We start from the raw sequence: 24838 nt of genomic DNA, 5'->3' as shown, positions 1-24838 counted from the left end.
GAGGGCGGCGCGCCGAGGGGGCGCCGCCCGACCGGGTTTACCAGCAGATACCTTCGGTGCGGCTGCTGGCGCAGGTCGGCTTGCCCATGAAACCGACCAGGTCGATCACCTGCTTGCCGGCCGGCGCTTGCTGGGCCAGGGCGCGGAATCGCTCGTCACGGTTGCCCAGCACGATGATCTCGGCGTTTTCCAGCACTTGCTCGAAATCGGCATTGAGCAGCGAGGAGACATGGGGAATCTTCGACTCGATGTAGTCCTTGTTGGCGCCATGCACGCGGGCGTACTCGACGTTCTGGTCGTAGATGTCGAGCTGGTAGCCCTTGCCGATCAGGCGCTCGGCCAGTTCCACCAGCGGGCTTTCGCGCAGGTCGTCGGTGCCGGCCTTGAAGGACAGGCCGAGCAGGGCGACCCGGCGCTTGTCGTGGCTTTCGATGATGTCGAAGGCGTTCTGTACCTGGGACTCGTTGCTGCGCATCAGCGAGTCGAGCAGTGGGGCGCGCACATCGAGGCTGGCGGCGCGGTAGGTCAGGGCGCGCACGTCCTTGGGCAGGCACGAGCCGCCGAAGGCGAAGCCGGGGCGCATGTAGTACTGCGACAGGTTCAGCGCCTTGTCCTGGCAGACCACGTCCATCACCTCGCGGCCATCGACGCCGACTGCCTTGGCGATGTTGCCGATCTCGTTGGCGAAGGTGACCTTGGTGGCATGCCAGACGTTGCAGGTGTACTTGATCATCTCGGCCACTTCGACCGGCTTGCGGATGATCGGCGCGTCGAGCGCTTCGTACAGGGCCTGCAGCACGTCGCCGCTGGCGCTGTCGAGCTCGCCGATGACGGTCATCGGTGGCTGGTCGTAGTCCTTGATCGCGGTGCTTTCGCGCAGGAACTCGGGGTTGACCGCGACGCCGAAGTCGACGCCGGCCCGCTTGCCCGAGCAGTCCTCGAGGATCGGGATCACCACGTTCTTGACCGTGCCCGGCAGCACGGTGCTGCGGACCACGACGGTGTGACGGCTGGCCTTGTCGCGCAGGACGTAGCCGATCTCGCGGCACACCGACTCGATGTATTCCAGGCCCAGGTCGCCGTTCTTCTTGCTCGGGGTTCCGACGCAGATCATCGACACGTCGCTGGCGCGGATGGCCTCGGCAAAGTCGGTGGTGCCACGTAGGCGGCCGCTGGCGATGCCTTGCTGCAGCAGTGCTTCCAGGCCGGGCTCGACGATGGGCGACTTGCCCTTGTTGATCAGGTCGATCTTGGCGCTGGACACGTCCACGCCGATCACCTCATGGCCACGTGCCGAAAGGCAACCGGCACAGACTGCACCCACATAACCCAAACCAAAGATGCTGATACGCATCGCATTCACCTCGTGTGTTTATCACGCCAGCCCTTGCTGGAAGAGCCGACTGGGTTGATTGACCAGCAGTTTTAGGGCGCACGGGTCCATGGCGAAATGACACTTCACCGAACGCAGGCATGAATAAATCCTGAGCACAAAAACTTATGCGCTCGAAGTTGGCAGTCAAAAGCCAGTATTTAAAAAGGCGTGCCCTGAAATGCAGCCGTCTTTATTGCAGGCCGTATTTAACGAACTGCTGTGCTTGTTTTTTCAATTGGAAAAACCTTTTGAAATCAACCACTAGGACGATTTTTTAGGGGCGCGACTCTCCTCTGTGAACAGGGCTTTCGGGTATTCCCGTGACGCCTGCCTGACGGTTATGGAGTGGTAGTGGATACCGCTCGCTGTCATCTGTAAGTCATCTCTCACGCTGCGCGCTTGAAAATCGTTACGGGTGCTATGAGCCATTGCGGCCGATAGAAGTTCCAGCGTGGATTTTGTCTTGATGAAGAATTTCTAAATATTTCTTCAGTTGAAAATACTTTCAATCTGATGGCACGAGACGGTTTTATTCCCATATATAAAGGACGAAAACGAGACGGGATGCTCATATGCCAGCATGCGAAAATATTTTCGCAAAACTCGTCAAAAAACTACGAACGGGCTTATGGCATTTTGCGATAAGGGTAGGCCTGGTGTTTTTTTGGCGTCTGTTATTTGGCGATTTCGGGGTGGGAGAGTGCCCCGTTGCAGGGCCAGGGCGGGATGGGGCGCCAAGCGCCCCAGGGCCATCAGCCTTCGGCGTGATCGCGCAGGAATACCAGATGATCCGGCTTGGACTGCTCGGCACTGTAGTAGTAGCCCTGCGCATCGAAGCGCTTGAGCTGCTCGGGATCGGCGATGCGTTCCTGGATCACGAAGCGGCTCATCATGCCGCGGGCCTTCTTGGCGTAGAAGCTGATGATCTTGTACTGGCCGTTCTTCAGGTCCTTGAAATCGACGTCGATCACCCGCGCCTTCAGCGCGCTCTTCTTCACGGCACTGAAATACTCGTTGCTGGCCAGGTTGAGCAGCACGTCGTCACCTTGCTCGGCCAGGGCCTGGTTCAGCCACTCGCTGATGCGTGTGCCCCAGAAGGCATACAGGTCCTTGCCACGGGCATTGGCCAGCTTGGTGCCCATCTCCAGGCGGTAGGGTTGCATCAGGTCCAGCGGGCGCAGCAGGCCATACAGGCCCGAGAGCATGCGCAGGTGGTCCTGGGCGTAGGTGAAATCGTCCTCGCCGAGGCTCTGGGCGTCGAGTCCGGTGTACACGTCGCCCTTGAACGCCAGCAGCGCCTGCTTGGCGTTGGCCGGGGTGAAGTCCGGGGTCCAGCTGCCGAAGCGTGCGGCGTTGAGGCCGGCGAGCTTGTCCGAGAGATGCATCAGCTCGGCGATCTGCGCCGGCGTCAGCTCGCGCAACTGCTGGATCAGTGCCTGGGAGTCGTCCAGATACTGGGGCAGGGTATGGCGCTGGGTTACCGGCGGGGTGTCGTAGTCGAGGGTCTTGGCGGGGGAAATCACCGTCAGCATCGGGTCGGCTCCTGAATTCGTCGGGCAATTCTACGGGCCTGGCCAGGCAACGCCAAACTATGGCGACGATAGTCACGGAACATCGGCGGGCGGCGCGCTATAGTGCGCGCCATGCATCTGCGGAGACTGTTCATCGTGCGTATCGCTTTCGTCCTTTTTGCCAGCCTGCTGAGCCTTGCCGCGCAGGCCGCTCCTGAGGACTTCGTCAGCCTCGACCGCAGCCTGTGGCCGGAACAGTTGGACAGCCCGGCGCTGTTCGATGTCGCCTCGCGGGCCGAGATCCTCTCGTTCGCCCAGGTGCTGCACGAAAGCGAGATGCTCGACGAGAACGCCCTGGCTCAGCGCCTTGGGCTGCGTCAGGTCAACCTGGCGGTGGTCCGTTCGCTGCGGGCGCGAATGTGGCAACGCCTGTGGCAGGGTTACCAGCAGGCGCAGCAGAGCTGCGAGCAGGATGCCTCGTTCTGCTATCCGGTGGCGTCGATGACCGACCTGCGTATGCAGGCCGCCACGTTCGCTGCTGATGTCGGCACGTTCTATACCGGATGGGTCGAGCCCAGCCATCAGTTCCATGTCCGCTACCTGGACGAGCAGTTGCGCAAGGCGGCGTTGTATCCGCAGACCTCCAGCGAGGTGGAGAAGCTCTCCGGGCGCGAGCGCAACGGTGACGAGCTCAACGATCGGATGTTCCTGCTGACCTTCGCCGGCGGCCCCGGCCCCGAAGGGGGCAGTACCGATGCGATGCTCGATTACCTGCGCCGGCAGAAGCTCGACGGGATCTTCTTCGTGCTCGGCAACCGTCTGCAGCAACGTCGCGACAGCGGTCCGCTGGCTGGGCTGTATGCTGGCCAGTGCGTGGGGATCCAGGGCTGGGAGTACCGCTCCCATGCCCAGTGGCAGGGCTGGCAGGATTCGCTGCGACGCAGCCAGGCACGGGTCCAGGCCGACCTGCCGGAGCAGTACGTGCCGTTGTTCCGTCCGCCCTACGGGCAGCGCCGCAGCGATGGTGAGGGGTTCATGGCCAGCCAGCAGTTGCAGGTGTCGCTGTGGGACATCGATGCCCAGGACGACGGCCCGCTGACTGCCGCGGCCTCGGCGCAGCGGGTGCTGACGCTGATGCTGCTGTGGCGCAAGGGGGTGATCCAGTTCCACGACAACCTGCCCAAGGCCCAGCCGGCCGTGGAGTGGTTGCTGCAGCACACGGCGCAGAGCGGAATCGGTTGGCAGGATTGCCAGGCCTACGGCCAGAAGGAGTGAGGCGTGCGCCCATCGCCGGGAGCGGCATTGGCACTGCCTGACCTCTGACTTTAGTCCCGCCCGGGCTTGCCGCCAACCGCAGTTCGTCATTTCGAAAAATAAACTTCACCTGAGCGTAAAAAGTCTTTTTTCGGTCATGGTTTTTGCGGTATCAAGGAGCCAGACAGCCGAATCCTGCAGCACAGGTGGCGTCATCCAGGCCCTCCTTGCCAGGTGCGCTCCCCGCCCGTAACAACGCGGATACGGGGAGAACGGCAGTCACTTTGCGGCGCAGCCGTGTGCGCCGTGTGGCTTTCACATAAGGTGACCGAGTATGGATGACCAAGGACGCACCCCCTCCTCCAACCAGCCAATCCTGTATGTGCTCGATACCAACGTCCTGATACACGACCCCAACGCCCTGCTCAATTTCGAGGAGCACCACGTCGCCATACCGATGACGGTGCTGGAGGAACTCGACAAGCTCAAGACCGGCAAGCACACCATCGCCGCCGAATGTCGCCAGGCCATTCGCCTGATCGACCAGACCCTCGGTGACGCCTCGCCCAGCGCTGTCGAGCAGGGCGTGCCGATCCAGCGTGGCAAGAGCGGGCCCAAGGGCTTCCTGTCCATCCTCATGAGCACGCGCAACGAACCCAACCGCCTGCTCCCCGAGAACCTCGCCGACAACATCATCATCAACCAGTTGCTGGACCTGCGCGCCAAGCGCGCCGACCTGGACGTGATCCTGGTCACCAAGGACATCAACATGCGCCTGAAGGCGCGCGCCTGCGGGATCGCTGCCGAGGACTACAGCACCGACCAGTTGGTCGACGACGTGTCCTTGCTGTCCAAGGGCTACCACTCGGTGAGCGGCTCGTTCTGGGACCGCGTCAGCAAGGTCGACACCCGCCAGGAGCGTGGGCGCACCTGGCACCGGGTGCAACTGACCGAGCCCCTGCCGGCGGCGGCGGTGCACATCAATGAGTTCATCATCGACGAACAAGGATTCGTCGGTTGGATCAAGGGCGTGCGCGAACATGAACTGCTGCTGCTCGACCTGCACCAGGAGCCGTTGCTGCACCAGGAGGCCTGGGGGCTGAAACCCCGGGACATCCACCAGAGCCTGGCGCTGTTCGCCTTGCTCGACCCGGATATCCACCTGGTCAACCTCACCGGCGCCGCCGGTTCCGGCAAGACCATCCTGGCGCTGGCGGCGGCCATCGAGCAGACCATGGTCAGCAAGCGCTACCGGCGCATCATCGCCACCCGCAGCGTGCAGGGGCTGGACCAGGAAATCGGCTTCCTGCCGGGTACCGAGGCGGAGAAGATGGAGCCCTGGCTGGGCGCCATCACCGACAACCTCGAGGCCTTGCACATGGATGACGAGAGCACCCATGGCAGCGTCGAGTACATCCTCGAGCGCGTGCCGTTGCAGTTCAAGTCGCTGAACTACATCCGCGGGCGCAGCTTCCAGCAGAGCCTGATCCTGATCGACGAGTGCCAGAACCTCACGCCGCACCAGATCAAGACCATCATCACCCGTGCCGGGACCGGCTCGAAGGTGGTCTGCCTGGGCAACCTGGCGCAGATCGACACCCCCTACCTGTCGGCCACCAGCTCTGGGCTGACCTACCTCACCGAACGCTTCAAGGACTTCCCCCACGGCGTTCACATCACCTTGCAGGGCGTGCCGCGCTCGGTACTGGCCGAGTACGCCGAGTCGCACCTGTAACCCTGCCTGCCAACCAGCCCGCTCCCCTCGTGGGAGCGGGCTGTGCGCTTCTGCCCTCTGCTCAAAGCTGACCTGCGGGTTTACACTCTGCATTCCCTTCCCAGGAGCAGAGCAGTGCTGACCCATCTTGATTCCCAGGGGCGCGCCAACATGGTCGACGTCACCGAAAAGGCCGTGACCGCGCGCGAGGCCTTGGCCGAGGCGCGGGTGCGCATGTTGCCGGCCACGCTGCGCATGATCGTCGATGGCGAGCATCCCAAGGGCGACGTGTTCGCCGTGGCGCGCATCGCCGGCATTCAGGCGGCGAAGAAGACCAGCGACCTGATCCCGCTGTGCCATCCGCTGATGCTCACCAGCGTCAAGGTCGAGCTGGCCGCCGAAGGCGAAGACGTGGTGCACATCGTCGCCCGTTGCAAGCTGGCCGGGCAGACCGGCGTCGAGATGGAAGCGCTGACCGCCGCCAGCGTCGCTGCGCTGACCCTCTACGACATGTGCAAGGCAGTCGACAAGGGCATGGTCATCGAGCAGGTGCGCCTGCTGGAGAAGACCGGCGGCAAGAGCGGCCACTACAAGGTGCAGGGCTGATGAAGGTCAAGGTCATGTATTTCGCCCGCTACCGTGAGGTGCTGGGCGTCGATGGCGAACGCCTGGAGGGCGACTTCAAGGTGCTGGGCGATGTGCGCCAGGCCCTGCTGGGCAAGGGCGGGCACTATGAGGTGCTGGCCGAACAGAACCTGATGTGCGCGCGCAACGAAGAGCTGTGCAGGCTCGACGAGACGCTGGAGGAGGGCGACGAGGTCGCGTTCTTCCCGCCGGTGACCGGAGGTTGAGCATGAGCGTACGGGTACAGGAAGCGGCGTTCGACCCCGGGGTCGAGGTCAACGCCATGCATGCCGCCAACGTCGGCGTGGGCGCGGTGGTCGGTTTTGTCGGCTACGTGCGCGACTTCAACGATGGCCGGGATGTGGCGGGGATGTTTCTCGAGCATTATCCGGGCATGACCGAGAAGGCGCTGGGCAAGATCGTGGTCGAGGCCGAGGGCCGTTGGCCGCTGCTCAAGGTCGAGGTGCTGCACCGTATCGGCACGCTCGAGCCGGGCGAGCCGATCGTCTTCGTCGGTGTGGCCAGCGCGCACCGGCAGGCGGCGTTCGACGCCTGCAACTTCATCATGGATTACCTGAAGACCCGGGCGCCGTTCTGGAAGAAGGAAAATACCCAGGATGGGCCGCGCTGGGTGGAAGGCAAGCAGAGCGACCAGGACGCGGCCGGGCGCTGGGACTCAATGCCAGGCGCTGTGTGAAAAGCCTGATACTCGGTGACCTTGCGTTGAAAACAACCTCGCCTGAACAGCCCATAGGGTGATCGTGGGAGCGGGCTTGTCCCGCGACAGGGCCGGTCCCGACAACGGTGTTGTCTGAACGGATGCTATCGCGGGGCAAGCCCGCTCTCAGGTTTTGCCTTGCGCTGTGGCATGTGCCGTCGATCAATGATGCTTGCGCGGCACCGGCTTCAACAGCTCGTCCGGCGGCATCTCGCACTTGATCTTGCGTCCCAGCAGTTCCTCGATCGCCGGCAACTGGTAGGAGTCGTCCTCACCGGCAAAGCTGATCGACACACCGCTGGTTCCCGCCCGGCCAGTGCGACCGATACGGTGCACGTAGTCGTCCGGGTCTTCCGGCAGGGTGAAGTTGATCACATGGCTGATGCCGTCGATGTGGATGCCACGACCGGCCACATCGGTCGCCACCAGCACGCTGATGCGACCTTCACGGAAGTTTTCCAGGGTACGGATACGCTTGTGCTGCGGCACGTCGCCCGACAGCTGGGCGGCGTTGATGCCGTCGCGCACCAGTTTTTCCTCGATGCGCCGCACCTCGTCCTTGCGGTTGGCGAACACCATCACCCGCTCCCACTTGTTCTGCGTGACCAGGTTGTACAGCAACTTGTACTTGTCGCTGCCGGCCACGGCGTAGACGTGCTGCTCGACGGTCTCGCTGGCCACGTTCTCCGGCTCGATCTCGACGATGGCCGGGTTGGTGGTCCATTGCTTGGCCAGGTTCATCACGTCGTCGGTGAAGGTGGCCGAGAACAGCAGGGTCTGGCGTTCGCTCTTGGGCGGGGTCTGGCGGATGATCTGGCGGACCTGGGGGATGAAACCCATGTCGAGCATGCGGTCGGCCTCGTCCAGCACCATCACCTCGACCATGTCCAGGTGCACTTCGCCGCGCTGGTTGAAGTCCAGCAGACGGCCAGGGGTGGCCACCAGGATGTCGCAGTGGCGTGCCTCGAGGGCCTTGAGCTGCTTGTCGAAGTCCATGCCGCCGACGAAGCTCATCACGTTCAGGCCGCTGTACTTGGTCAGGGCCTGGGCGTCCTTGGCAATCTGCACCACCAACTCGCGGGTCGGGGCGATGATCAGCGCCCGCGGCTCGCCCATGTAGCGCTCCTTGGGCGGCGGCACCTGCTGCAATTGCGAAATGATCGAGATCAGGAACGCGGCGGTCTTGCCGGTGCCGGTCTGGGCCCGGCCAATGGCGTCCTGGCCACGCAGGGTGTAGCCGAGCACCTGGGCCTGGATCGGCGTGCAATAGGGGAAGCCGAGGTCGTGGATGGCGTGCATCAGCTCGTTGGACAGCTTGAAGTCGTGGAAGCGGGTCTTGCCTTCCTGCGGCTCGACCACGAAGTCCTCCGGCTTCCACAGGCTGGCCTGGGGCTTGGGCTTGCGTTCACGGCGTGGCTTGTCCCGGGGCGGCTGTTCGGCACGCGGCGGCTCGGCGTCGGTCGGCGTGGTGGGTTGCGACTCGGCCTTGGGCTTGGCGGCTGGCTTGGGTCGGGGAGCCTGGCGGGCCGGAGCCTGGGCGGCAGCCGGCTGCGGGGCCGGCGCGGGGGGGATCGCGGCGACGGGCTCGGCGGCGTCTCCCTTGGCGAATATTTTCTTGAGTGCCTTGAGCACGGTCGTCTCGTCAACTGGTTAAGGAATGTACGCCGGGCAGTGTAATGCAAGAACCGGGCGCGGCGTAGTGGAATGCTCCGCTGGGCTACACGCTTACTGCAGCTGGCGGCTGAGCCAGTCGTGGATATCGTTCAGTTCCTCGACCACCACCTCGTGCTCCATCGGGTACTCGTACCAACGGGCAGCGACGCCCCAGGCATTGAGATGCTCGAAGGCGGTGCGCCCCATGGACGGAATCACCACCGGGTCGTGCACGCCATGCAGGCACAGTGCCGGGGTGCGCTGCTGGCAGGCGCTCAGTTGCTGGCCGTCGGTGAAGGTCGGGGCGTAGGTCGACAGGGCGATCACCCCGCCCAGGGCTTCCTGCCACTTTATATAGGCGGTGTGCAGCACTACCGCGCCGCCCTGGGAGAAGCCGGCGAGGAAGATGCGGCTCAGGTCCACGCCCTTGGCGCGCTCGGCCTCGACCAGGGCGATGACCTGCTCGGCCGACGCGTCCAGTTGCGCCTCGTCGATGGCCCGCGCCGGGGTCATCGCCTTGATGTCGTACCAGCTGGGCATCTCGTAGCCGCCGTTGATGGTCACCGGGCGGGTCGGGGCCTGGGGCATGACGAAGCGGGTGCTGTGCAGGCGTTCCTGGAGGAATTCGGCCACGGGTAGAAAGTCGTAACGGTCCGCGCCCAGGCCGTGCAACCAGATCACACAGGCATCGGCGGTCTTCTGTGGTTCGAGAATCAGCGGGTGGGTCATGATTGCTCCAAATGCGTGCGCACGTATCGAATGCGTGCGTAAAAGGAAGGCGATGAAGGTTAATGCCAGAAAAAGATGTCGCAACTCTACAACTTTTCCGACTTGACGACCGCTTAATCGCTTTAGCCGTCGACTGTGGTACGCGCCTTGCTATGTATCGAGTGATGCGAAAGGGTGGCCGTTGTCGGTAACACCCCTCGCATGGATTGAAGGCTGTCGCAGAACAGCCCATTGCGCCAATTGACCCAAGAACAAGCCAACAAGGGGTCGGATGCACCCCACAAGGGTGCGGTGCAATTCCGGCTCATACAACAAGAGCGATGTGGAGGTTGTTGATGAAGAGGTTGCAATCCACCCTGGCGGTTCTCTCCGCTGCCGCCGCGCTGGGCGCCACCAGCTTCGCCCAGGCCGGCGCCACCCTGGATGCGGTGCAGAAGAAAGGCTTCGTCCAATGTGGCGTGAGCGATGGTTTGCCGGGGTTCTCGGTGCCTGACGCCAAGGGCGACATCGTCGGTATCGACGCCGATGTCTGCCGCGCCGTGGCCGCCGCCGTGTTCGGCGACGCGAAGAAGGTCAAGTTCAGCCAGCTCAACGCCAAGGAGCGTTTCACCGCGCTGCAGTCCGGCGAAGTCGACGTGCTCTCGCGCAACACCACCTGGACCAGCTCGCGCGATGCCGGCATGGGCCTGGTGTTCACCGGCGTTACCTATTACGACGGCGTCGGCTTCCTGGTCAACAAGAAGCTCGGCGTCTCCAGCGCCAAGGAGCTCGATGGCGCCACCATCTGCATCCAGGCCGGTACCACCACCGAGCTGAATGTCTCCGACTACTTCCGCGCCAATGGCCTGAAGTACACCCCGATCACCTTCGACACCTCCGACGAGAGCGCCAAGTCGCTGGAGTCCGGGCGTTGCGACGTGCTCACCTCGGACAAGTCGCAGCTGTACGCGCAGCGCTCCAAGCTGGCTGCGCCGGGCGACTACGTGGTCCTGCCGGAGACCATTTCCAAGGAGCCGCTGGGTCCGGTGGTGCGCAAGGGCGACGAAGAGTGGTTCGGCATCGTCAAGTGGACGCTGTTCGCCATGCTCAACGCCGAAGAGGCTGGTATCACCTCGAAGAACGTCGAGGCCGAGGCCAAGTCCACCAAGAACCCCGACGTCGCCCGCCTGCTCGGCGCCGACGGCGAGTATGGCAAGGACCTCAAGCTGCCCAAGGACTGGGTGGTACAGATCGTCAAGCAGGTCGGCAACTACGGCGAGGTCTTCGAGAGGAACCTCGGCAAGAGCAGCCCGCTTCAGATCGATCGTGGCCTGAACGCCCTGTGGAACAACGGCGGCATCCAGTACGCGCCACCCGTGCGCTGATGGCGGCCCCCGCGGCGGCATCCTGCCGCCGCGGGTCGTTCGAATCCCTACTTGTCGGGGCACTTCATGCAAAATCGAATTGGCGCACGGAAGGGGCTTTCCCTGAGCGATCCACGGGTGCGCGCGTGGCTGTTCCAGATCCTCACCGTGGCGTTGGTGGCCGGGCTGGGCTGGTACCTGTTCCACAACACCCAGACCAACCTGCAACACCGGGGCATCACCTCGGGTTTCGACTTTCTCGAGCGCAGCGCCGGCTTTGGCATCGCCCAGCACCTGATTCCCTACGTGGAGTCGGACAGCTACGCCCGGGTGTTCGTCATCGGCCTGCTCAACACCTTGCTGGTGACCTTCATCGGTATCATCCTGGCCACCTTGCTGGGCTTCGTCATCGGGGTGGCGCGGTTGTCGTCGAACTGGATGATCAACAAGCTGGCGACGGTGTACGTGGAGACCTTCCGCAACATTCCGCCGCTGTTGCAGATCCTGTTCTGGTACTTCGCGGTGTTCCTCACCCTGCCGGGGCCGCGGGGCAGCATCAACCTGCAGGACACTTTCTTCATCAGCAACCGTGGCCTGAACATGCCCGGGGCCTCGCTGGCCGAGGGGTTCTGGCCGTTCGTCGCGGCGTTGGTGCTGGCGCTTGCCGCGATCGTGCTGATGGCGCGCCATGCCAAGCGGCGCTTCGACGAAACCGGCGAGCCGTTCCACACCTTCTGGGTCGGCCTGCTGTTGCTGATCGGCATCCCCGGCATCTGCGCCTTGCTGTTCGGCAGCCCGGTGCACTGGGAGGTGCCGCAGCTCAAGGGCTTCAACTTCGTCGGAGGCTGGGTGCTGATTCCCGAACTGCTGGCCCTGACCCTGGCGCTGACCCTCTACACCGCAGCGTTCATCGCCGAGATCGTGCGCTCGGGGATCCGTTCGGTCAGCCATGGCCAGACCGAGGCAGCCCGCTCGCTCGGCCTGCGCGAGGGGCCGACCCTGCGCAAGGTGATCATCCCCCAGGCACTGCGGGTGATCATTCCGCCGCTGACCAGCCAGTACCTGAACCTGGCGAAGAACTCGTCGCTGGCGGCCGGCATCGGCTACCCGGAGATGGTCTCGCTGTTTGCCGGTACCGTGCTCAACCAGACCGGCCAGGCCATCGAGGTGATCGCCATCACCATGAGCGTCTATCTCGTCATCAGCATCAGCATCTCGTTGCTGATGAACGGGTACAACAAGCGCATCGCGCTGATCGAACGCTGAGGGTCCATCCGTGACAGCCCATGTTTTCAAACCCGACATGCCACCACCGGTGAAAACCGTCGGCGTGCTCGCATGGTTGCGTGCCAACCTGTTCTCCAGTTGGATCAACACCCTGCTGACCCTGTTCGCCGTGTACCTGGTGTGGCTGATTGTGCCACCGCTGCTGCACTGGGCGTTCATCGACGCCAACTGGGTCGGGACCACCCGTGCCGACTGCACGAAGGAGGGCGCCTGCTGGGTGTTCGTGCAGCAGCGCTTCGGCCAGTTCATGTATGGCTACTACCCCAGCGAACTGCGCTGGCGTGTCGACCTGAGCGTATGGCTCGCGGTAATCGGCGCCGCGCCGCTGTTCATCCAGCGGTTTGCGCACAAGGCCATCTACGGCCTGGGCTTCCTGGTGCTGTATCCCGTGCTGGCCTACACCCTGCTGCACGGCGGCCTGCTCGGCCTGAGCAACGTCGCCACCAGCCAATGGGGTGGGTTGATGCTGACCCTGGTGATCGCCACCGTGGGCATCGTCGGCGCCTTGCCGTTGGGCATCCTGCTGGCCTTGGGCCGGCGTTCGCGGATGCCGGCGGTGAAGGTGGTCTGCGTGACCTTCATCGAGTTCTGGCGCGGGGTGCCGCTGATCACCGTGCTGTTCATGTCGTCGGTGATGCTGCCGTTGTTCCTGCCCGAGGGCATGAGCTTCGACAAGCTGCTGCGGGCGATGATCGGCGTGATCCTGTTCCAGTCGGCGTACATCGCCGAGGTGGTGCGCGGTGGTCTGCAGGCCATCCCCAAGGGGCAGTACGAGGCCGCCGCGGCCATGGGCCTGGGTTACTGGCGGGCGATGGGCCTGGTGATCCTGCCCCAGGCGCTCAAGCTGGTGATCCCCGGCATCGTCAATACCTTCATCGCCCTGTTCAAGGACACCAGCCTGGTGATCATCATCGGCCTGTTCGACCTGCTCAACAGCGTCAAGCAGGCTGCGGCCGACACGGCCTGGCTGGGCATGGCGACCGAGGGCTATGTGTTCGCCGCCCTGGTGTTCTGGATTTTCTGTTTCGGTATGTCCCGCTACTCCATGCACCTGGAGCGCAAGCTGGACACTGGCCACAAGCGTTAGGAGTCTCGACATGAGTGAAGCGATCAAGCAGTCCGCCGGCCCCGAGGGCATCATCCAGATGCAGGGTGTGAACAAGTGGTACGGCCAGTTCCATGTGCTCAAGGACATCAACCTCAACGTGCGCCAGGGCGAGCGCATCGTGCTGTGCGGGCCGTCGGGCTCGGGCAAGTCGACCACCATCCGTTGCCTCAATCGCCTGGAGGAGCACCAGCAGGGGCGCATCGTCGTCGATGGTGTCGAGCTGACCAACGACCTCAAGCAGATCGAGGCGATTCGTCGCGAGGTGGGCATGGTGTTCCAGCATTTCAACCTGTTCCCGCACCTGAGCATTCTCGAGAACTGCACCCTGGCGCCTATGTGGGTGCGCAAGCTGCCCCGGCGCAAGGCCGAGGAAATTGCCATGCACTATCTGGAGCGGGTGCGCATTCCCGAGCAGGCGCACAAGTACCCGGGGCAGTTGTCCGGTGGTCAGCAGCAGCGGGTGGCGATCGCCCGGGCGTTGTGCATGAAGCCGAAGATCATGCTGTTCGACGAACCGACCTCGGCGCTGGATCCGGAGATGGTCAAGGAGGTGCTCGATACCATGGTCAGCCTGGCCGAGGACGGCATGACCATGCTCTGCGTGACCCATGAGATGGGTTTTGCCCGGACCGTGGCGAACCGGGTGATCTTCATGGACAAGGGCGAGATCGTCGAGCAGGCGGCGCCGGATGATTTCTTCGACCGGCCGCGCAGTGACCGCACGCGGCTGTTCCTCAGCCAGATCCTGCACTGAACTGAGAGAAGGCGCCGCTCCTGCCGGGGGTTACTTCTCTTCCTTGACCGCCACCGGCGCCGGTGGCGGACGCAGCCCCACTTCGGCCACCAGTTTGATCTGCTGGCCGTTGCGCAGCACTTCGATGGTGATCTTCTCGTTGGGCTTGATCCGTGCCACCTGGTTCATCGACTTGCGCCCGTCGCCGGCCGGTTCGCCGTTGATGCTCAGGATCACGTCACCCAGCTGCAACCCGGCGCGTGCTGCCGGGCCCTCGCGGAAGATGCCTGCCACGACGATGCCCGGGCGCCCCTGCATGCCGTAGGACTCGGCCAGATCCTCGCTCAGCGGCTGCACCTCGATGCCCAGCCAGCCACGGATCACCTGGCCGTGCTCGACGATCGACTTCATCACCTCGAGCGCCAGCTTGATCGGGATGGCGAAGCCGATGCCCTGGGAACCACCGGACTTGGAGAAGATCGCCGTGTTGATGCCGACCAGGTTGCCGTTGGCGTCGACCAGCGCACCGCCGGAGTTGCCCGGGTTGATCGCCGCGTCGGTCTGGATGAAGTCTTCGTAGTTGTTCAGGCCCAGCTGGTTGCGGCCGGTGGCGCTGATGATGCCCATGGTCACGGTCTGGCCGACGCCGAACGGGTTGCCGATGGCCAGGCAGACGTCGCCGATGCGGATGCTGTCGGAACGGCCGATGGTGATCGCCGGCAGGTTCTTCAGGTCGATCTTCAGCACTGCCAGGTCGGTCTCGGGATCGCTGCCGATCACCCGGGCGAGGGTCTCGCGACCGTCCTTGAGCGCCACGACGATCTGGTCGGCACCGCTGGTGACGTGGTTGTTGGTCAGCAGGTAGCCTTCGGGGCTCATGATCACCGCCGAACCCAGGCTCGACTCCCAGCGCCGCTGCTTGGGCAGGTTGTCGCCGAAGAAGCGGCGGAACTGTGGGTCCTCGAACAGCGGGTGGGCGGTCTTGTTCACCACCTTGGTGGTATAGAGGTTGACCACTGCGGGAGCGGCGAGGGTCACGGCGTCGGCGTAGGAGACCGGGCCCTGCATGATCCGCGAAGTCTGCGGCGCCTGTTGCAGGTTGACGTCCTGGCTCGGCAGGCCGACCCATTGCGGGAAGCTCTGGATGACCAGCAGGGCGATCAGCACGCCGGTGAGCAGGGGCCAGCCGAAGTAACGCAGAGCCTTGAACATGAATGAGTCCTGGGAGTAGGGCGGGGGCGCCGCAGAGCGGCCTGGGCGCAAGCGCGCGCGATCATACACCTGAAAAAGTCGATCGGCGACGGCTTCGCCATCGGGGCCTGCGTGCGCCCATATCCGTGCTCTGCGGGTGGCAGGGGGGCGTGGGCGCGGGCTGGCACCGCGAATGGCATGATTGCCCAGGCTGCCGCGCCGGTTTGCGTGTAACCGGCGACGGCCCATAATGGCGGCCATTATAGGGCCTGATGCCCAGCCGCAACGCCGAATTCGAGGAGATTTTTCCATGGCCGTCGCCCTCAATACCCTGGTCGAGGAAGCCGAGCGCTATCTGTCCAGCGCGAAAATCCAGGATTACTGCCCCAACGGCCTGCAGGTCGAGGGGCGCCCGCAGGTCAGCCGCATCGTCAGCGGCGTCACCGCCAGCCAGGCGCTGCTGGACGCCGCCGTCGAGGCCGAGGCCGACCTGGTGCTGGTGCATCATGGCTACTTCTGGAAGGGCGAGAACCCGTGCATCACCGGGATCAAGCAGCGTCGGCTGAAGACCCTGCTCAAGCACGACATCAGCCTGCTGGCGTTCCACCTGCCGCTGGACGTGCACCCGGAGGTAGGCAACAACGTCCAGTTGGCACGCCAGCTGGACATCACTGTCGAAGGGTCGCTGGACCCGAACAACCCCAAGGTGGTCGGCCTGGTCGGCTCGCTGGCCGAGCCGGTATCGGTGCGTGACTTCGCCCGGCGCGTGCAGGAGGCGCTGGGGCGTGAGCCACTGGTGGTCGAGGGCGAGCAGATGATTCGTCGGGTCGGCTGGTGCACCGGCGGCGGACAGGGCTACATCGATACCGCCATCGCTGCCGGGGTGGACCTGTTCCTCAGTGGCGAGGCGTCCGAGCAGACCTTCCACAGCGCGCGGGAGAACGGCATCAGCTTCATCGCCGCCGGCCACCATGCCACCGAGCGCTACGGTGTACAGGCGCTGGGCGACTACCTGGCACGGCGCTTTGCCGTCGAGCATCTGTTCATCGATTGCCCGAACCCGATCTGACGGCTCTCCAACCTCCTGCAAACGCGGGTGCGCACGGCCAAACCCGCAGTCATATCGTTAGATTGTTTCGATCTAGGCAGCCTCCTAAATAGAATCAGGCGCTGTGATAAAGTGGCTCGCTCGAACACGGCCCGCAGGCCGTCCATAAGATCGTTTTTCGTGAGTAGCCATGGTCGACAATCTGACGCACTTGAAACAGCTGGAGGCGGAGAGCATCCATATCATCCGCGAGGTGGCCGCCGAGTTCGACAATCCGGTGATGCTGTACTCGATCGGCAAGGATTCCGCGGTCATGCTGCACCTGGCGCGCAAGGCCTTCTTCCCGGGCAAGCTGCCGTTCCCGGTGATGCACGTCGACACCCAGTGGAAGTTCCAGGAGATGTACCGTTTCCGCGACAAGATGGTCGAGGAAATGGGCCTGGACCTGATCACCCACGTCAACCCCGAGGGCGTGGCGCAGGGCATCAACCCGTTCACCCATGGCAGTTCCAAGCACACCGACATCATGAAGACCCAGGGCCTGAAGCAGGCGCTGGACAAGCATGGCTTCGACGCCGCCTTCGGTGGCGCGCGCCGCGACGAAGAGAAGTCGCGGGCCAAGGAGCGTGTCTACTCGTTCCGTGACAGCAAGCATCGCTGGGACCCGAAGAACCAGCGTCCGGAACTGTGGAACCTCTACAACGGCAAGGTCAACAAGGGCGAGTCGATCCGTGTGTTCCCGCTGTCGAACTGGACCGAACTGGACATCTGGCAGTACATCTACCTCGAAGGCATCCCGATCGTGCCGCTGTACTTCGCCGCCGAGCGTGAAGTGATCGAGAAGAACGGCACCCTGATCATGATCGACGACGAGCGCATCCTCGAGCACCTCAGCGACGAGGAGAAGGCGCGCATCGTCAAGAAGAAAGTGCGTTTCCGTACCCTTGGCTGCTACCCGTTGACGGGGGCCGTCGAGTCCGAAGCCGAAACCCTGACCGATATCATCCAGGAAATGCTTCTGACCCGTACGTCCGAGCGCCAGGGCCGTGTCATCGACCACGATGGCGCAGGCTCGATGGAAGACAAAAAACGCCAAGGCTACTTCTAATTTCAGGGTTTCATCATGTCGCACCAATCCGATCTGATCAGCGAGGACATCCTCGCCTACCTGGCCCAGCACGAACGCAAGGAACTGCTGCGTTTCCTGACCTGCGGTAACGTCGACGATGGCAAGAGCACCCTGATCGGGCGCCTGCTGCACGACTCGAAGATGATCTACGAGGACCACCTCGAGGCCATCACCCGCGACTCGAAGAAATCCGGCACCACCGGTGAAGAAGTCGACCTGGCGCTGCTGGTCGATGGCCTGCAGGCTGAGCGCGAGCAGGGCATCACCATCGATGTCGCCTATCGCTACTTCTCCACCGCCAAGCGCAAGTTCATCATCGCCGACACCCCGGGCCACGAGCAGTACACCCGCAACATGGCCACCGGCGCGTCCACCTGCGACCTGGCGATCATCCTGGTCGACGCCCGCTACGGTGTGCAGACCCAGACCCGCCGACACAGCTATATCGCCTCCCTGCTGGGCATCAAGCACATCGTCGTCGCGGTCAACAAGATGGACCTCAAGGGCTTCGACGAGCAGGTGTTCGAGTCGATCAAGGCCGACTACCTGAAGTTCGCCGAAGGCATCAACCTCAAGCCTTCGAGCCTGCACTTCGTGCCGATGTCGGCGCTCAAGGGCGACAACGTGGTCAACCGCAGCGAGCGTTCGCCGTGGTACACGGGCCCGGCGCTGATGGAGATCCTCGAGACCGTCGAGATTGCCGGTGACCGCAATGTCACCGACCTGCGTTTCCCGGTGCAGTACGTCAACCGGCCGAACCTGAACTTCCGCGGCTTCGCCGGCACCATCGCCGGTGGCGTGGTGCACAAGGGTGACGAGATCGTCGTGCTGCCGTCGGGCAAGAGCAGCCGGGTCAAGTCCATCGTCACCTTCGAAGGCGAACTGGAAAACGCCGGGCCAGGCCAGGCGGTGACCCTGACCATGGAAGACGAGATCGACATCTCCCGCGGCGACCTGCTGGTGCATGCCGACAACGTGCCGCCGGTGACCGACCAGTTCGACGCCATGCTGGTGTGGATGGCCGAGGAGCCGATGCTCCCGGGCAAGAAGTACGACATCAAGCGCGCCACCAGCTACGTGCCGGGCTCGATCGCCAGCATCACCCATAAGGTCGATGTGAACACCCTCGAGCAGGGTGTCGCCAGCTCGCTGCAACTGAACGAGATCGGTCGGGTCAAGGTCGCCCTGGACAGCGCCATCGCCCTGGACGGCTATGACAGCAACCGCACCACCGGTGCCTTCATCGTCATCGACCGTCTGACCAACGGTACCGTCGGTGCCGGCATGATCATCGCCCCGCCGGTCCTGCCGCACGGCAGCAGTGGCCAGCATGGCAAGCTGGCGCATGTGTCCACCGAGGAGCGCGCCCTGCGTTTCGGCCAGCAACCGGCCACCGTGCTGTTCAGCGGCCTGTCCGGTGCCGGCAAGAGCACCCTGGCCTACGCCGTGGAGCGCAAGCTGTTCGACATGGGCCGCGCGGTCTATGTGCTCGACGGCCAGAACCTGCGCCACGACCTGAACAAGGGCCTGCCACAGGACCGTGCCGGGCGTACCGAGAACTGGCGCCGCGCCGCCCATGTGGCGCGCCAGTTCAACGAAGCCGGCCTGCTGACCCTGGCCGCGTTCGTCGCGCCCGATGCCGAAGGCCGCGAGCAGGCCAAGGCGCTGATCGGCAAGGAGCGCCTGGTGACCGTCTATGTCCAGGCATCGCCGCTGGTCTGCCGCGAGCGCGACCCGCAGGGCCTGTATGCTGCCGGTGGCGACAATATCCCAGGCGAAAGCTTCCCGTTCGATGTGCCACTGGATGCCGACCTGGTGATCGATACCCAGGCGCTCAGTGTCGATGAAGGCGTGAAGCAGGTGCTGGACGTGCTGCGTCAGCGCGGCGCGATCTGATCCTTCGCAGAGCATGAAAAACCCGCTTCGGCGGGTTTTTCATTGTTCGGGGCCGGCAAGAACGTCGCTTGCGAGGGGCTGGGGCTGCCTTGCAGCTCTTTCCGACCGGTCCGCCGCCTCGGCAAGGCCGCTCCTGCAGGCGCTCTTCCGAAAGGCTAGATATGTTTCTCCGACACCGGAATCACCCGCCGCTCCTTCACCGCCTTGTACGAGAAACTTGAATAGATTTCCTTCACCCCGGGCAGTCGCTGCAGGACTTCGCGGGTGAACTCGCCAAACGACTCCAGGTCCCGTGCGAGGATCTCCAGCAGGAAGTCATAGCGCCCGGAAATATTGTGGCAGGCGACGATCTCGGGGATCTCCATCAGCCGTTTCTCGAAAGCCAGGGCCATGTCCTTGGTGTGCGAGTCCATCATGATGCTGACGAACGCCGTCACGCCGAAGCCTAGCGACTTGGGCGAGAGAATGGCCTGGTAGCCGGTGATGTAGCCGTTGTCTTCGAGCAGCTTGACCCGTCGCCAGCAAGGCGAGGTGGTCAGGGCGACCTGGTCGGCGAGTTCGGCGACGGTCAGGCGTGCGTTGTCTTGCAGGGCGGCCAGAAGCGCGCGATCGGTGCGGTCTAGGAGCGAAGGCATGTCTTGCCCTCCAGTAGCTGTTTTTGTTGTTTTTCTTTCAATAACGGCAGGGAAGCGTGGGCTAATTTGGAAAAAACGCGGCAGCCCGGTGGCATAAGCTTATAGCAAACCACAAGAGGCTGTTGCCATGCGCGACTCCAACAACAACACCGGTTTTTCCACGCGGGCGATCCACCACGGCTACGACCCGCTGTCCCATGGCGGCGCACTGGTGCCGCCGGTCTACCAGACCGCCACCTATGCCTTTCCCACTGTCGAGTACGGCGCCGCCTGTTTCGCCGGGGAGCAGGCCGGGCACTTCTACAGCCGTATTTCCAACCCGACCCTGAGCCTGCTGGAACAGCGCATGGCCTCGCTCGAAGGCGGCGAGGCCGGGCTGGCACTGGCCTCGGGGATGGGTGCGATCACCGCCACCCTGTGGACCCTGCTGCGTCCGGGGGATGAACTGATCGTCGGCAGTACCCTGTATGGCTGCACGTTCGCCTACCTGCACCATGGCATCGGCGAGTTCGGCGTGAAGATCCGTCATGTCGACCTCAACGACACCCAGGCCCTGAAAGCCGCGATCACGCCCCGCACGCGGATGATCTACTTCGAGACCCCGGCCAATCCCAACATGCAACTGGTGGACATCGCCGCGGTAGTCGAGGCCGCCCGTGGCCATGACCTGAGCATCGTGGTCGACAACACCTATTGCACGCCGTACCTGCAGCGCCCTCTGGAACTGGGGGCCGATCTGGTGGTGCATTCGGCCACCAAGTACCTCTCCGGCCATGGTGATATCACCGCCGGCCTGGTGGTCGGGCGCAAGGCGCTGGTCGACCGGATCCGCCTGGAAGGGCTCAAGGACATGACCGGCGCGGTGCTTTCGCCGCACGATGCGGCCTTGCTGATGCGCGGCATCAAGACCCTGGCCCTGCGCATGGACCGTCACTGCGCCAATGCCCGTCAGCTCGCCGAGTACCTGCTTCACCAGCCACAGGTCGAGCTGATCCACTACCCAGGCCTGCCGTCTTTCGCCCAGTACGCCCTGGCCCAGCGCCAGATGCGCCTGCCCGGCGGGATGATCGCCTTCGAACTCAAGGGCGGCATCGAGGCCGGACGGCGCTTCATGAACGCGCTGCAACTGTTCAGCCGCGCGGTGAGCCTGGGCGACGCCGAGTCGCTGGCCCAGCACCCGGCGAGCATGACCCATTCCAGCTATACCCAGGAAGAGCGTGTCGAACACGGCATCTCGGAAGGGCTGGTGCGCCTGTCGGTGGGCCTTGAGGACATCGACGACCTGCTCGCCGACATTCGCCAGGCCCTGGCGGCTTGTGCCTGAATGGCCACGGACGAGGCTTGCGCGATGGTAGCGATGATGAACCCGAACGAGCCGTTGACGGCCCTGGATGCAGTGCTGGACAGCGATCCGGCGGAAACCGCCGAATGGTGCGAGGCACTGACCTCGACCCTGGCCCACTGCGGGCCGGCGCGGGCGCGCTACTTGCTGCAGCGCCTGCAGGCCCATGCCCTGGAGCTGGGCCTGGCGCGCGAGGCACAGGCGTTCTCGGCCTACCGCAATACCTTGCCGGTGGAGCAGCAGGGCACTTATCCCGGCGACCTGGAACTGGACGAGCGGATCACCGGGATCCTGCGCTGGAATGCCCTGGCCATGGTGGTGCGGGCCAATCATGCCTATGGTGAGCTGGGCGGGCATATCGCCAGCTATGCCTCGGCGGCGGAGATATTCGAGGTCGGCTTCCAGCACTTCTTCCGCGGTGAAGTGGGCGGGGCGCAGCGCACCGGCGACCTGGTGTTCTTCCAGCCACACTCGGCACCGGGCATTTATGCCCGGGCGTTTCTCGAGGGCCGCCTGAGCGAGGCGCAACTGGCCAACTACCGCCAGGAGGTCGCGGGTAACGGCCTGTGCTCCTATCCCCACCCCTGGCTGATGCCCGACTTCTGGCAGTTCCCCACCGGTTCCATGGGCATCGGCCCGCTCAATGCGATCTACCAGGCGCGCTTCATGCGTTATCTGCAGCACCGCAGCCTGCTCGACACCTCGGCACGGCATGTGTGGGGCGTGTTCGGCGATGGCGAGATGGACGAGCCGGAGTCGACCGCCGGGCTGACCCTGGCGGCCCGCGAGGGGCTGGACAACCTGACGTTCATCGTCAACTGCAACCTGCAGCGCCTGGACGGTCCGGTACGCGGCAACGGCCAGATCATCCAGGAGCTCGAGGCGCTGTTCAGCGGTGCCGGCTGGAACGTGATCAAGGTGCTATGGGGTTCGGAATGGGATGCGCTGTTCGCCCGTGACCACGAACATGCCCTGCTGCGCCGGCTGGCGGCGACCCCCGATGGCGAGTTCCAGACCCTGGGTGCCAAGGACGGGCGCTACAACCTCGAGCACTTCTTCAACCAGGACCCGACGTTGCAGCGCCTGGTGGCGCATATGAGCACCGACGAGATCAACGCGCTCAAGCGCGGTGGCCACGACTTTCGCAAGCTGCACGCTGCCTACGCCGCCGCCAAGGCGTGCAAGGGCCGGCCCACGGTAATTCTGGCCAAGACCAAGAAGGGCTATGGCATGAGCAGTGCCGGTGAGTCGCGGATGACCGCGCATCAGGCCAAGAAACTGGATGTGCAGGCGCTGCTGGCGTTCCGTGACCGTTTTCACCTGCCGTTGTCGGACGAGGCGGTGGAGCAGTTGCGCTTCTATCGACCGGCCGAGGACAGCCCGGAAATGCGCTATCTGCGCGAGCGTCGTCAGGCGCTGGGTGGGCCGTTGCCGGTTCGCCGCAGCGATTGCCTGCCGTTGCCTCTGCCTGCGCTGGAGGCGGTGGCTGGTTTCGCGCTGCATGCCGATGGCAAGGAAATGTCCACCACCATGGCGGCCGTACGCCTGCTCGGCAACTGGCTCAAGGCGCCTGGACTTGGGCCGCGGGTAGTACCGATCGTTGCTGACGAGGCGCGTACTTTCGGCATGGCCAGCCTGTTCCGGCAGATCGGCATCTATGCCCCTCAGGGGCAGTGTTACGAGCCCGAGGATGCCGGTTCGCTGCTGGTGTACAAGGAGGCGCGCGACGGTCAGTTGCTGGAGGAGGGTATCACCGAGGCAGGGGCGATCTCCTCATGGGTTGCCGCTGCCACCGCCTATGCGGTGCATGGCGAGGCGATGCTGCCGGTGTACATCTATTACTCGATGTTCGGTTTCCAGCGGGTCGGCGACCTGATCTGGGCGGCCGCCGACCAGCGGGCCCGCGGGCTGCTGCTGGGCGCTACGGCCGGGCGCACCACGCTGGGTGGCGAGGGGCTGCAACACCAGGACGGTTCCAGCCTGGTGATGGCATCGATGGTGCCCAACTGCCGGGCCTGGGATCCGTGCTTCGCCGGCGAGCTGGCGGTGATCCTCGATCATGCCGCACGGCGCATGGTGGTCGAGCAGCGGGACGAGTTCCATTACGTGGCGGTGATGAACGAAAACTACCCACAACCCTCGTTGCCGGATGAGGTGCGCGAAGACGTGTTGCGTGGCATGTATCTGTATACCCAGCATCAGGCGCAAGACCCGTTGGGGCGGGTGCGGTTGCTGGGCTCCGGGGCGATCCTGCGGGAGGTCATCGCGGCAGGCGGATTGCTGGCGAACGACTGGCAGGTGGACTGCGAGGTGTTCAGCGTCACCAGTTTCAGCGAGCTGGCGCGTGATGCACGGGATGCGCGGCGGGCTGCGCTTGGCGGCGTCGAGGAGGACTGCCACTTGCGCCGTTGCCTGTCCGGTGATGCTCCGGTGATTGCGGCCAGCGACTATGTACGTGCCTGGCCGCAGTTGATCGCCGAGTATGTGCAGGCACCGTTTCTCTCCCTGGGCACCGATGGGTTCGGGCGCAGCGATACGCGCCAGCAACTGCGGCGTTTTTTCGAGGTGGACCGGCATGCGCTGGTGATGGCGGCCTTGTATGGCCTGGTGCGTCAGGGGCAGTTGCCGCGCGATGTGCTTGAGCAGGCAGCGCTGCGCTATTCGCTGCACACCGAGGGGGCGCCCTGGTATCGCTGATATCGGGTCGAGGTCAGGGCATGGCCGGGCCTGTTTCCCTCTGCTGCTGCCCGCCAGGCTAAGGCATCTTGATCGGGCTGGCCATGTGGCCAGATCAACGTATAGGAGTCTTTGTCATGGAAGCAGCAATTCGACCTGTAGCAGTGAGCATTTCTCGTGTCAGCGGTGGTGACGATGAGAGCGTTCTGCCTTGGCGCAAGCCCTGATCTGACGTGACGGACGTTGCCTGGGCAACGTTTTCAGACGCATGAAAAAGGCCTCTTGCGAGGCCTTTTTCATGTCATCAGGATCAACGCTTGAGGCCGTAGCTCTCATCGAGCATGCCCGGTGCGTTCGGCGACTTGGGTGCGTAGTCGCGCGGCACTTCGGCGGTGTCCTTCGGTGGCGTCAGGCGATCGCGCGGGCCCTGCGCGGCATCCGAATGCAGCGCGGCCAGCAGACGCTGACGGGTCAGTTCGTCGAGGGCCAGGCGGTTGGCACCGTCGGCCAGGTGATCCTGGACGTCCTGGTAGCTCTGGGTGAGCTTCTTGACCAGCGACGCGGTGCTGTTGAAATGGGTGACCACTTCGTTCTGGTAATTGTCGAAACGCTGCTGGATGTCGTCCAGCTGGCGCTGCGTATTGCTGGGGGCCGCGTTGGGCAGCAGGCGGGCCAGCGCGAAACCGACGACGACACCGACGACCAGGGCCAGGGTCGGCAGCAACCAAACAAGGAGCGAGTGTTCCACGAGTCCTTCCTCTATAAACGGCTTTGCTTTACGTTAACGGCTCAGACCTGCGCTGTATACCGCGAGCGATCGCAAATCAGAACAGAATTCCTCAGCTAGACGAGTCGACCCTCCCCGAGGTCAC

The 24838-nt window shown here is 63.9% G+C and carries 21 protein-coding genes; 14 read left to right on the top strand and 7 right to left on the bottom strand.

From position 1 onward, the window contains the following. Positions 1-37 precede the first annotated feature (37 nt). Positions 38-1354, bottom strand: a complete 1317-nt coding sequence (locus F3J43_RS09055; protein WP_166884930.1) for a nucleotide sugar dehydrogenase — start codon at positions 1352-1354, stop codon at positions 38-40. A gap of 773 nt (positions 1355-2127) precedes the next feature. After that, the gene (yaaA, locus tag F3J43_RS09050; protein ID WP_166884928.1) at positions 2128-2907 is read right to left on the bottom strand and encodes a peroxide stress protein YaaA; all 780 of its coding nucleotides are present in this window, start codon (positions 2905-2907) and stop codon (positions 2128-2130) included. A 111-nt stretch (positions 2908-3018) separates the two neighbouring features. On the opposite strand from yaaA, the gene F3J43_RS09045 reads away from it, so the two are divergent. The 5 genes from F3J43_RS09045 to moaE all read left to right on the top strand — a co-directional run bounded on the left by F3J43_RS09045 (position 3019) and on the right by moaE (position 7175). Beyond that, on the top strand, positions 3019-4161 hold the full coding sequence (locus F3J43_RS09045) for a polysaccharide deacetylase family protein (protein WP_205297723.1): 1143 nt from the start codon (positions 3019-3021) through the stop codon (positions 4159-4161). A gap of 313 nt (positions 4162-4474) precedes the next feature. Beyond that, entirely contained in the window at positions 4475-5875 is a 1401-nt protein-coding gene (locus F3J43_RS09040) for a PhoH family protein (RefSeq protein ID WP_166884926.1), read from the top strand. A 114-nt stretch (positions 5876-5989) separates the two neighbouring features. After that, a complete protein-coding gene (gene moaC, locus F3J43_RS09035; RefSeq protein ID WP_166884924.1) occupies positions 5990-6460 on the top strand; it encodes a cyclic pyranopterin monophosphate synthase MoaC in 471 nt (156 codons plus the stop codon). Continuing rightward, positions 6460-6705, top strand: coding sequence for a MoaD/ThiS family protein (locus F3J43_RS09030; protein ID WP_166884922.1), 246 nt, complete (start codon positions 6460-6462; stop codon positions 6703-6705). Before moaC ends, F3J43_RS09030 begins: the two co-directional genes overlap by 1 nt. Continuing rightward, positions 6702-7175 carry a molybdopterin synthase catalytic subunit MoaE gene (moaE, locus tag F3J43_RS09025; RefSeq protein ID WP_502706601.1) on the top strand — a complete coding sequence of 158 codons (474 nt, stop codon included), beginning with the start codon at positions 6702-6704 and terminating at the stop codon, positions 7173-7175. Before F3J43_RS09030 ends, moaE begins: the two co-directional genes overlap by 4 nt. 183 nt (positions 7176-7358) lie before the next feature. On the opposite strand, the gene rhlB is transcribed toward moaE, so the two are convergent. Then, positions 7359-8828, bottom strand: a complete 1470-nt coding sequence (gene rhlB, locus F3J43_RS09020; RefSeq protein WP_166884918.1) for an ATP-dependent RNA helicase RhlB — start codon at positions 8826-8828, stop codon at positions 7359-7361. 93 nt (positions 8829-8921) lie between these two features. Continuing rightward, positions 8922-9578, bottom strand: coding sequence for an alpha/beta hydrolase (locus tag F3J43_RS09015; RefSeq protein WP_166884916.1), 657 nt, complete (start codon positions 9576-9578; stop codon positions 8922-8924). Positions 9579-9913: 335 nt separating this feature from the next. On the opposite strand from F3J43_RS09015, the gene F3J43_RS09010 reads away from it, so the two are divergent. From F3J43_RS09010 to F3J43_RS08995, 4 genes are all read left to right on the top strand, one after another. Then, entirely contained in the window at positions 9914-10942 is a 1029-nt protein-coding gene (locus tag F3J43_RS09010) for an amino acid ABC transporter substrate-binding protein (RefSeq protein ID WP_166884914.1), read from the top strand. 66 nt (positions 10943-11008) lie between these two features. After that, positions 11009-12187, top strand: a complete 1179-nt coding sequence (locus F3J43_RS09005) for an amino acid ABC transporter permease (protein ID WP_166884912.1) — start codon at positions 11009-11011, stop codon at positions 12185-12187. Positions 12188-12224: 37 nt separating this feature from the next. Next, positions 12225-13295, top strand: coding sequence for an amino acid ABC transporter permease (locus F3J43_RS09000; protein ID WP_205297745.1), 1071 nt, complete (start codon positions 12225-12227; stop codon positions 13293-13295). Positions 13296-13353: 58 nt separating this feature from the next. Next, positions 13354-14070, top strand: coding sequence for an amino acid ABC transporter ATP-binding protein (locus F3J43_RS08995; RefSeq protein WP_502706605.1), 717 nt, complete (start codon positions 13354-13356; stop codon positions 14068-14070). A gap of 30 nt (positions 14071-14100) precedes the next feature. On the opposite strand, the gene algW is transcribed toward F3J43_RS08995, so the two are convergent. Next, positions 14101-15261 carry a Do family serine endopeptidase AlgW gene (algW, locus tag F3J43_RS08990; protein ID WP_166884906.1) on the bottom strand — a complete coding sequence of 387 codons (1161 nt, stop codon included), beginning with the start codon at positions 15259-15261 and terminating at the stop codon, positions 14101-14103. A 289-nt stretch (positions 15262-15550) separates the two neighbouring features. On the opposite strand from algW, the gene F3J43_RS08985 reads away from it, so the two are divergent. The 3 genes from F3J43_RS08985 to cysN all read left to right on the top strand — a co-directional run bounded on the left by F3J43_RS08985 (position 15551) and on the right by cysN (position 19313). Continuing rightward, complete coding sequence (locus F3J43_RS08985) at positions 15551-16309, top strand: Nif3-like dinuclear metal center hexameric protein (protein WP_166884904.1); 759 nt, start codon at positions 15551-15553, stop codon at positions 16307-16309. A 169-nt stretch (positions 16310-16478) separates the two neighbouring features. After that, positions 16479-17396: a sulfate adenylyltransferase subunit CysD gene (cysD, locus tag F3J43_RS08980; protein WP_166884901.1), complete on the top strand. Its 918-nt coding sequence runs from the start codon at positions 16479-16481 to the stop codon at positions 17394-17396. Positions 17397-17411: 15 nt separating this feature from the next. Further along, a complete protein-coding gene (gene cysN, locus F3J43_RS08975; RefSeq protein ID WP_166884899.1) occupies positions 17412-19313 on the top strand; it encodes a sulfate adenylyltransferase subunit CysN in 1902 nt (633 codons plus the stop codon). A gap of 155 nt (positions 19314-19468) precedes the next feature. Here cysN and F3J43_RS08970 read toward each other — a convergent pair whose 3' ends face one another. After that, positions 19469-19948, bottom strand: coding sequence for an Lrp/AsnC family transcriptional regulator (locus F3J43_RS08970; protein WP_166884897.1), 480 nt, complete (start codon positions 19946-19948; stop codon positions 19469-19471). 127 nt (positions 19949-20075) lie between these two features. Between F3J43_RS08970 and F3J43_RS08965 the strand changes: the two genes are divergently transcribed. Together F3J43_RS08965 and mdeB are read left to right on the top strand one after the other, a co-directional pair. Then, positions 20076-21272 carry a methionine gamma-lyase gene (locus tag F3J43_RS08965; RefSeq protein WP_166884895.1) on the top strand — a complete coding sequence of 399 codons (1197 nt, stop codon included), beginning with the start codon at positions 20076-20078 and terminating at the stop codon, positions 21270-21272. A 36-nt stretch (positions 21273-21308) separates the two neighbouring features. Beyond that, positions 21309-23987, top strand: a complete 2679-nt coding sequence (mdeB, locus tag F3J43_RS08960) for an alpha-ketoglutarate dehydrogenase (RefSeq protein WP_286184406.1) — start codon at positions 21309-21311, stop codon at positions 23985-23987. A gap of 289 nt (positions 23988-24276) precedes the next feature. Here the strand turns inward: mdeB and F3J43_RS08955 are convergent, their stop codons facing one another. After that, positions 24277-24714 carry a Z-ring associated ZapG family protein gene (locus F3J43_RS08955; RefSeq protein ID WP_166884892.1) on the bottom strand — a complete coding sequence of 146 codons (438 nt, stop codon included), beginning with the start codon at positions 24712-24714 and terminating at the stop codon, positions 24277-24279. Positions 24715-24838: the final 124 nt, after the last annotated feature.

The organism is Pantoea sp. Cy-639 (genome assembly GCF_011752525.1).
GTDB lineage: Bacteria > Pseudomonadota > Gammaproteobacteria > Pseudomonadales > Pseudomonadaceae > Aquipseudomonas.
This window is presented reverse-complemented; position numbering and strand designations above follow the sequence as displayed.